Annotated in this window: 3 protein-coding genes; all 3 read left to right on the forward strand. The window is 43.0% G+C overall.

Annotated features, from left to right (window positions below):
* The first annotated feature begins 194 nt into the window (after window positions 1–194).
* Window positions 195–656: a DUF1836 domain-containing protein gene (locus JOC28_RS09670; protein ID WP_205010489.1), complete on the forward strand. Its 462-nt coding sequence runs from the start codon at window positions 195–197 to the stop codon at window positions 654–656.
* Complete coding sequence (trhA, locus tag JOC28_RS09675) at window positions 631–1,281, forward strand: PAQR family membrane homeostasis protein TrhA (protein WP_205010490.1); 651 nt, start codon at window positions 631–633, stop codon at window positions 1,279–1,281. The genes JOC28_RS09670 and trhA overlap by 26 nt, the downstream gene beginning before the upstream one ends.
* Before the next feature lie 185 nt (window positions 1,282–1,466).
* Window positions 1,467–10,565, forward strand: a 9,099-nt coding sequence (locus JOC28_RS10760; RefSeq protein ID WP_239548952.1) for a MucBP domain-containing protein, incomplete at its 3' end; no start/stop codon positions are given.

Below are 10,565 nucleotides of genomic sequence, written 5' to 3' on the forward strand. Positions count from 1 at the left end.
CAAAAATCAGATAGTAATCTCAAAATATCTACTGTCTAAAAATTATTTTCTCTTTAAAGCATTGAAATACTTGACAATTGGTAGAAAATTAAGAGAGTTAGAACTTTTGTCCTAACCTCTTTTTTTCTTGCATATTTTTATTGATATGTTATAATCTAGTTATTAAAACTAGATAAAATAGAGTAGGAGATAGGATGACTAAGAAATTACCTACTTGGGACGAGCTTCCCGATTTGGAACTGTATTTAGATCAGGTCTTGCTTATGGTTAATCAGCTGGCGCTTTCAGATGATATCCCTGATGATAAGGGCTTGACTGCTTCGATGGTCAATAATTATGTCAAGCATGGGCATATTGAAAAGCCGATTAAGAAGAAGTATCAGAAAAATCAGTTGGCTAGATTGATCGCTATTACATTCTTGAAGAATGTTTTCTCCATTCAGGAAATTAGCCATACCTTGAATGTCCTACATGAGAATTATCAGTCAAGTCAACTTTATGATGATTTTGTTGCTTGCATGAATGATGATAGTAGAGAAGTCCCTGAATTGATTGAAACAGCCTGTCAGTCTCTGAAACTTTATTTTAAGGCACGTCGTTTAACCTATATCTTGGAAGGAGAACAGTCACATGTCTCAGACACTCAAACTCAGTAAACAATTATCTTTTGGAGAGGAAGTTGCTAATAGCGTGACGCATGGTATCGGAGCTGCTCTAATGTTAGTACTCCTACCAATCACGGCAACGCATGCCTATAACAACTACAATATGACAGCAGCTGTCGGCATGTCGATTTTTGTCATCTCACTCTTTCTGATGTTTCTATCGTCAGCAGTTTATCATTCCATGGCTTACGGCTCTAAGCATAAGCTGGTTCTGCGAGTGGTCGATCATTCAATGATTTATATTGCTATTGCAGGATCCTATACCCCTGTTGCCCTCTCTTTGGTTGGCGGTTGGATGGGCTATCTGATTATTGTCCTCCAGTGGGGAATTACCTTATTTGGCATTTTCTATAAGATTTTTGCTAAGAAAATCAATGAAAAGTTCAGTCTTTTCCTCTATCTCTTTATGGGCTGGCTGGTGTTATTCATTATTCCAGCAATTTTGCAGAAAACCAACTTGACCTTCTGCCTACTCATGCTAGCAGGCGGTTTGTCTTATACCATTGGAGCAGGTTTTTATGCTAAGAAAAAACCATATTTCCATATGATTTGGCACCTTTTTATTCTAATAGCATCGGCTTTACAGTACATAGCTATTGTGTTTTATATGTTATAAAAAATGAAATCAGAACTTGAAAGAGTTCTGATTTTTTTGATAGCATCAAGTACAAAAATTATGTGAAAACGCTGAAAATTCGTGAATAACACAGAAAATAGTTACATAAACGCAAATTATTTGACAACTATTTGGACAGTTTGATAAAATATGTCAAAAATAAAGAAAAATTAGAAGGGGATATTATGTTTAATCATAATCGTGAAAAGAAACTAAAGTTTTCGATTCGTAAATTTTCTGTAGGAGTCGGTTCGGTTGTTATCGGTGCTCTGCTATTTCTCTCTCCACAAGTATTAGCAGATGAAACTGGAACAACTACCACAACTACATCAGAAGTATCAGAAAAATTAGTCGCAACATCTGATACTACAGCTATCGCAGATACGACACCTGCTAGTGAATCTAGCCAAGTATCAAGTGTGACAAATTCTGAAAGTAGTGCTACTAATGAGGTGGTTCAAGTTGAGAGTGAGACAGCTCAAGCAGTAGCTGCGACACCTGTGGCAAGCAGTGCTGTGTCCGCAACGGAAGCCTCTACGACTGCAGTAGCGGATACAACTGATGAAGCAGTAGCAGAAGCTAGTACTCCAGTAGCGGCAGTAGCTCCTACAACATCAGCATCAGTTGATGAGTCAGTAAACTACTCAACAAGTGGGGAATGGACCTTACAAAACCCCTACCCAAGCTCTAACCAGTACATCAGTAACTATGAAACAGATGCGTACAAATCAGCTCAAACAACAGTTGTCAAAGAAGATGGTTCTAAGGTCACTGTTACAGCAACAGTTGTCGATTCAGGTGATAACCCTGAAGGGATGAGTTATCTTGTGCCTGGTTCTAACCAGTCTAGTTACGGTGCTACTGCTGATATGTTTTACAAGGTGGAAGATGCAGCGCAAATTCCAGCTTTGGGGATTTTTACTCAGCCAGCAGTTACTGAAGGAAATGGTAACTTAGAAGATAAACTGAACTTCAGTGGTAAAGCAGAATCATCTATCTTTACTCTTACCTTTAGCGAAGAAGTGACAAATCCAATCATCGACTTCTCAGGTATTGGAGGAAGTACAAGCTTTACTTATGTCACAGAAACTAATCCATACCCTTATGGTCGTGGTTCTTTTAACTCAACTTACTTTGAGCTTTTGACAGATGGAGTGACTCTTGAGAAAGCAAGTGAAGGTGTTAACTTAACGGTAACATCAAATAGTATTGAAACAACTAAAAAGAACAACTATTACCGTTCAGTTCTAGATGAGGATATCTATAGTGGAGGTTCTGAAGCTCAGATGCCTAGTCCAGAACCAGCCGGTACAGGTTCGGTTGTTTTGAAAGGTACTTTTAAAACCGTATCATTCAGACTTTATCATGAGGCGACACCATTTACAGAATTTCCAACATCAGCGTATAATACTGGTACTGATTATTTTGCTAATAACTACCCTAATACGAGAACGTCAGTACCATCTGACTCTATCAACGGTGGAAATAAACACTGGAGTGATATTACTAACTATATCGACGATAATGGTAATGAGGGTGTTTCTAACGATGATAAACTTCGTTTCTCTGTACGTCTTGCAAACATCAAAGGTAATGTAATTGTCAACTATATCGATACAGAAGGTAATGTCATCGGTACTGAGTACAAAGACTCAACTGATGTTGCAGTAGGTACAGCCTATAACACAGCCGAAACAGCAGGTGATGTAGATTCAACAGCGACAGTAGAACGTCCAGCTACTATCACTAAAGATGGTAAAACATATGAGTTGGTAGCAGAAGAAACAGCAGCGACAGTAGGTACAGTTAACGCTGATGGATCACTAGCAACAAACAATGCAGGCTTCACATTCGGTACGGACGCAGCTGCAGGTGAAGTGGCAGAAGGTACAAAATCAGTTACTTATGTCTACAAACTTAAAGAAGAGCCAAAAGGTTCAGTCATTGTCAACTATATTGATACAGAAGGTAACGTTATCGGTACAGAGTACAAAGACTCAACTGAAGTTGCAGTTGGTACAGCCTACAACACAGCCGAAACAGCAGGCGATGTAGATTCAACAGCGACAGTAGAACGTCCAGCCACTATCACTAAAGATGGTAAAACGTATGAGTTGGTAGCAGAAGAAACAGCAGCGACAGTAGGTACAGTTAACGCTGATGGCTCCCTTGCAACAAACAATGCAGGCTTCACATTCGGTACAGACGCAGCTACAGGTGAGGTGGCAGAAGGTACTAAATCAGTTACTTATGTCTATAAAGAAGTTGTTAAAACAGGCAACGTCGTAGCTCGTTATGTGATTGAAGGTACAGAAACTGAAATCTCAGACGACAAATCAGTTAAGACCGAAGCGCCAGTAGATGAAGCCTACAACGATGAAGCTCCAGCGGAAATCACTGGTAAAGATGGCAAAGTCTATGTCCTCTCAACAACAGCTCCAGTTCGTCAAAATGACGGCGATGCGCCAACTAACGGCACTGTTACAGAAGAGACCCAAACGATTACTTACCAATACGTTCTTAAGACAACTGAAAAAGTTGACACTGTAACTAAAGAAGGTAACGTTGTTGTTCACTATGTGACAGAAGATGGTCAAACCCTTCAAGCAGATGTTGAAGACACAGCCAAAACTGTGATTGAAACAACAACGACAACCAGTCAAGTTGATAGTGATGGCCAAGTTGTTGGTGATCCAGTTGTCACAACAGAGAAGACCGATGTAGCTTACGACACTGCAGCTGATAACAAACCAGCCGAAATCACAGTTGACGGCAAGACATATATCCTCGTTGGTACAGCTGTAGAAGATGCTTCAGGTCAAACACAGCTTGTAGATGGCAAAGTTGTCACAGCAGACACAACGGCTGAAGAGCAAGGCAACGTTGTCGAAGGCACAACAGAAATCACTTACGTTTACAAACTTAAAGAAGAGCCAGCGACACCAACAGGTAATGTCGTAGCTCGTTACGTGATTGAAGGTACAGAAACTGAAATCGCAGATGACAAATCAGTTAAGACAGATGCGCCGGTAGACGAAGCCTACAGCGATGAAGCTCCAGCTGAAATCACTGGTAAAGATGGCAAAGTCTATGTCCTCTCAACAACAGCTCCAGTTCGTCAAAATGACGGCGATGCGCCAACTAATGGCACTGTTACAGAAGAGACACAAACGATTACTTACCAATACGTTCTTAAGACAACTGAAAAAGTTGACACTGTAACTAAAGAAGGTAACGTTGTTGTTCACTATGTGACAGAAGATGGTCAAACCCTTCAAGCAGATGTTGAAGACACAGCCAAAACTGTGATTGAAACAACAACGACAACCAGTCAAGTTGATAGCGACGGCCAAGTTGTTGGTGATCCAGTTGTCACAACAGAGAAGACCGATGTAGCTTACGACACTGCAGTTGATAACAAACCAGCCGAAATCACAGTTGACGGCAAGACATATGTCCTCGTTGGTACAGCTGTAGAAGATGCTTCAGGTCAAACACAGCTTGTAGATGGCAAAGTTGTCACAGCAGGCACAACGGCTGAAGAGCAAGGCAACGTTGTCGAAGGCACAACAGAAATCACTTACGTCTACAAACTTAAAGAAGAGCCAAAAGGTAGGGTTAACGCGCATTATGTCTTGGTGAACACTGATACAAAATTGGCAGATGATAAAGTGGTGAAACCAGAATCTCCGGTTGGGGAAGAGTATTCAGACAAAGCACCTGCTTCTCTTGAAAAAGATGGCAAGCGCTATGAGTTAGTAGGCACTCGTACGAACGATGGTGATGCGCCAGCAGCTGGCACTGTCAAAGAAGGCACTCAAGACATCACTTATGAATACACAGAAGTACCGAAAGGTCGTGTGATTGTGGACTATGTTATCCAAGGAACAGATACGAAGCTCCAAGATACCTACACAGACACACCAACAGCCTATATCCGCGATAAGGATGGTAATGCTGTTCCTTACAATACCGCTGAAAATGGCACAGAAAAACCAACTGTCATCGAAAAAGATGGTGTGAAATACGAATTGGTTGGCGTAAAAGCGGGTTCTGACGCTGAAGAAGGCACTCTTCGTGAGGGTGAGCAACATGTGACCTACGAATACCGTAAGGTGGAAGAGGCAAAAGGTTCAGTAGTCGTTAATTACGTTGATACAGAAGGTAACGTCATCGGTACAGAGTACAAAGACTCAACTGAAGTTGCAGTGGGTACAGCCTACAACACAGCCGAAACAGCAGGCGATGTAGATTCAACAGCGACAGTAGAACGTCCAGCAACTATCACTAAAGACGGTAAAACGTATGAGTTGGTAGCAGAAGAAACTGATGCGACAGTAGGTACAGTTAACGCTGATGGATCACTAGCAACAAACAATGCCGGCTTCACATTCGGTACGGACGCAGCTACAGGGGAGGTGGCAGAAGGTACAAAATCAGTCACTTACGTCTACAAAGAAGTTGTAAAAAAAGGCAACGTCGTAGCTCGTTACGTGATTGAAGGTACAGAAACTGAAATCGCAGACGATAAATCAGTTAAGACAGATGCGCCGGTAGATGAAGCCTACAGCGATGAAGCGCCAGCCGAAATCACTGGTAAAGATGGCAAAGTCTATGTCCTCTCAACAACAGCTCCAGTTCGTCAAAATGACGGCGATGCACCAACTAACGGCACTGTTACAGAAGAGACACAAACAATCACTTACCAATACGTTCTTAAGACAACTGAAAAAGTTGACACTGTAACTAAAGAAGGTAACGTTGTTGTTCACTATGTGACAGAAGATGGTCAAACCCTTCAAGCAGACGTTGAAGACACAGCCAAAACTGTGATTGAAACAACAACGACAACCAGTCAAGTTGATAGCGATGGCCAAGTTGTTGGTGATCCAGTTGTCACAACAGAGAAGACCGATGTAGCTTACGACACTGCAGTTGATAACAAACCATCCGAAATCACAGTTGACGGTAAGACATATGTCCTCGTTGGTACAGCTGTAGAAGATGCTTCAGGCCAAACACAGCTTGTAGATGGCAAAGTTGTCACAGCAGACACAACAGCTGAAGAGCAAGGCAACGTTGTCGAAGGTACAACAGAAATCACTTATGTTTACAAACTTAAAGAAGAGCCAGCAACACCAACAGGCAACGTCGTAGCTCGTTACGTGATTGAAGGTACAGAAACTGAAATCGCAGACGACAAATCAGTTAAGACCGAAGCGCCAGTAGATGAAGCCTACAGCGATGAAGCTCCAGCTGAAATCACAAAAGATGGTGTGACTTACGAACTCGTTCGTACTCGTACAAACGATGGAGATGCACCATCAGATGGTACAGTAACAGAAACAACCCAAACGATTACTTACGAATACAAGGTAAAAGAAACCCCAGCGACACCAACAGGCAACGTCGTAGCTCGTTACGTGATTGAAGGTACAGAAACTGAAATCGCAGACGACAAATCAGTTAAGACCGAAGCGCCAGTAGATGAAGCCTACAACGATGAAGCTCCAGCGGAAATCACTGGTAAAGATGGCAAAGTCTATGTCCTCTCAACAACAGCTCCAGTTCGTCAAAATGACGGCGATGCGCCAACTAACGGCACTGTTACAGAAGCTACCCAAACGATTACTTACCAATACGTTCTTAAGACAACTGAAAAAGTTGATACTGTAACTAAAGAAGGTAATGTTGTTGTTCACTATGTGACAGAAGATGGTCAGACTCTTCAAGCAGATGTTGAAGACACAGCCAAAACTGTGATTGAAACAACAACGACAACCAGTCAAGTTGATAGCGACGGCCAAGTTGTTGGTGATCCAGTTGTCACAACAGAGAAGACCGATGTAGCTTACGACACTGCAGTTGATAACAAACCAGCCGAAATCACAGTTGACGGCAAGACATATGTCCTCGTTGGTACAGCTGTAGAAGATGCTTCAGGTCAAACACAGCTTGTAGATGGCAAAGTTGTCACAGCAGACACAACGGCTGAAGAGCAAGGCAACGTTGTCGAAGGCACAACAGAAATCACTTACGTTTACAAACTTAAAGAAGAGCCAGCAACACCAACAGGTAATGTCGTAGCTCGTTATGTGATTGAAGGTACAGAAACTGAAATCGCAGACGATAAATCAGTTAAGACCGAAGCGCCAGTAGACGAAGCCTACAACGATGAAGCACCAGCTGAAATCACAAAAGATGGTGTGACTTACGAACTCGTTCGTACTCGTACAAACGACGGAGATGCGCCAGCAAATGGTAATGTTACAGAAGCTACTCAAACGATCACTTACGAGTACAAGGTAAAAGCAACCCCAGCGACACCAACAGGCAACGTCGTAGCTCGTTACGTGATTGAAGGTACAGAAACTGAAATCGCAGACGATAAATCAGTTAAGACAGATGCGCCAGTAGACGAAGCCTACAACGATGAAGCTCCAGCTGAAATCACTGGTAAAGATGGTAAAGTCTATGTTCTCTCAACAACAGCTCCAGTTCGTCAAAATGACGGCGATGCACCAACTAATGGTACTGTTACAGAAGCTACTCAAACAATCACTTACCAATACGTTCTTAAGACAACTGAAAAAGTTGACACTGTAACTAAAGAAGGTAACGTTGTTGTTCACTATGTGACAGAAGATGGTCAAACTCTTCAAGCAGACGTTGAAGACACAGCTAAAACTGTGATTGAAACAACAACGACAACCAGTCAAGTTGATAGCGACGGCCAAGTTGTTGGTGATCCAGTTGTCACAACAGAGAAGACCGATGTAGCTTACGACACTGCAGCTGATAACAAACCATCCGAAATCACAGTTGACGGCAAGACATATGTCCTCGTTGGTACAGCTGTAGAAGATGCTTCAGGCCAAACACAGCTTGTAGATGGCAAAGTTGTCACAGCAGACACAACAGCTGAAGAGCAAGGCAACGTTGTCGAAGGCACAACAGAAATCACTTACGTCTACAAACTTAAAGAAGAAGCCAAAGGCTCAGTTATCGTCAACTATGTTGATACAGAAGGTAACGTCATTGGTACTGAGTACAAGGACACAACAGACGCAGCAGTAGGAACAAGCTACAACACTGCCGAATCAGCAGGAGATGTTGATTCAACAGCGACAGTAGAACGTCCAGCAACCATCACTAAAGACGGTAAAACATACGAGTTGGTCGCTGAAGCAACAACGGCAACAGTTGGTACTGTTAATGCAGACGGAACGCTCGCTTCTAACGCTGGTTCATTCACATATGGAACAGATGCAGCTTCAGGTGAAGTGGCAGAAGGAACCAAGTCTGTAACTTATGTCTACAAAGAAGTTGTCAAGACAGGTAATGTGACAGCTCGCTATGTCATCGAAGGTACAGAGACTGAAATCGCAGATGACAAATCAGTTAAGACAGATGCCCCAGTTGATGAAGCCTATTCTGACCAAGCGCCAGCTGAAATCACCAAAGATGGCGTGACATATGAGCTTGTTCGCACTCGTGCCAACGAAGGCGATGCGCCAGCAGATGGTACAGTAACTGAAGCGACACAGACTATTACTTACGAGTACAAAGTCAAGGAAACGCCAGCAACACCGACAGGAAATGTGGTAGTTAACTACGTCGATGAGTCAGGCAATGTCATCAAAAATCCAGTTGTCGACACACCAAGCTCAGATGTGGACACACCGTACGACACAACAGACAACAAACCAACAACTATTGAGTTTAATGGTAAGACTTACGAACTCGTTCCAACTAAGACCGTTGGAAACGAAACAGGTACTGTAGTCGAAGGTACGACAGAAGTAACTTACGTCTACAAAGAAGTTGTTAAGACAGGAAATGTTGTAGCTCGCTATGTCATCGAAGGAACAGAAACTGAAATCGCAGATGACAAATCAGTTAAGACAGACGCACCAGTGGACGAAGCTTACAGTGATGAAGCTCCAGCTGAAATCACAAAAGATGGCGTGACCTACGAACTTGTCCGCACCCGTGCCAACGAAGGCGATGCGCCAGCAGATGGAACAGTGACAGAAGCAACACAAACGATCACATACGAGTACAAGGTCAAGGAAACGCCAGCGACACCAACTGGCAACGTCGTAGCTCGTTATGTCATCGAAGGTACAGAAACCGAAATCGCAGATGACAAATCAGTTAAGACAGATGCCCCAGTTGATGAAGCCTATTCTGACCAAGCGCCAGCTGAAATCACAAAAGAAGGTGTGACCTACGAACTTGTCCGCACTCGTGCCAACGAAGGCGATGCGCCAGCAGATGGTACAGTAACTGAAGCGATACAGACTATTACTTACGAGTACAAAGTCAAGGAAACGCCAGCAACACCGACAGGAAATGTTGTGGTTAACTATGTAGATGAGTCAGGCAATGTCATCAAAGATCCAGTTGTAGACACACCAAGCTCAGACGTGGACACACCATACGATACAACAGACAACAAACCAATCACCATCGAATTCAACGGTAAGACTTATGAACTCGTTCCAACTAAGACCGTTGGAAATGAAACTGGTACTGTAGTCGAAGGAACAACAGAAGTGACTTATGTCTACAAAGAAGTTGTCAAGACAGGTAATGTAACAGCTCGCTATGTCATCGAAGGAACAGAGACTGAAATCGCAGATGGTAAATCAGTTAAGACCGATGCACCAGTGGACGAAGCCTACAGCGATGAAGCACCAGCTGAAATCACAAAAGATGGCGTAACCTACGAACTTGTCCGCACTCGTGCCAACGAAGGTGATGCGCCAGCCGATGGAACAGTGACAGAAGCGACACAAACGATTACCTACGAGTACAAGGTCAAGGAAACACCTGCGACACCAACAGGGAATGTTGTGGTTAACTATGTAGATGAGTCAGGCAATGTCATCAAAGACCCAGTTGTTGATACGCCAACGTCAGATGTGGACACACCGTACGACACAACTGACAATAAACCAATGACTATCGAGTTCGACGGTAAGACCTATGAAATTATTGCTATCAAGACAATTGGTCAAGAGTCAGGTAAAGTGGTAGAAGGTACAACGACAATCACTTACGTTTATCGTGAAGTCGTTAAGGAAGCGCCAACTATTCCTACAACACCAGCTCAAGCAGCAGCTGTAGTTATTGGACAGAAGACATGGACTGAGTCATCAGTGCCAGCATCTTCAACAAAAGTTTCAAACTACCAAGCAAGTTTGCCAGAGACAGGTGAAGATCAAGATGCCTTTGCCCTCATGGGAGCAACTTTGCTAGCGACAACTGTCCTAGCAGGT

The sequence above is a fragment of the Streptococcus loxodontisalivarius genome, assembly GCF_016908645.1.
In the GTDB taxonomy this organism is placed as follows: Bacteria; Bacillota; Bacilli; order Lactobacillales; family Streptococcaceae; genus Streptococcus; species Streptococcus loxodontisalivarius.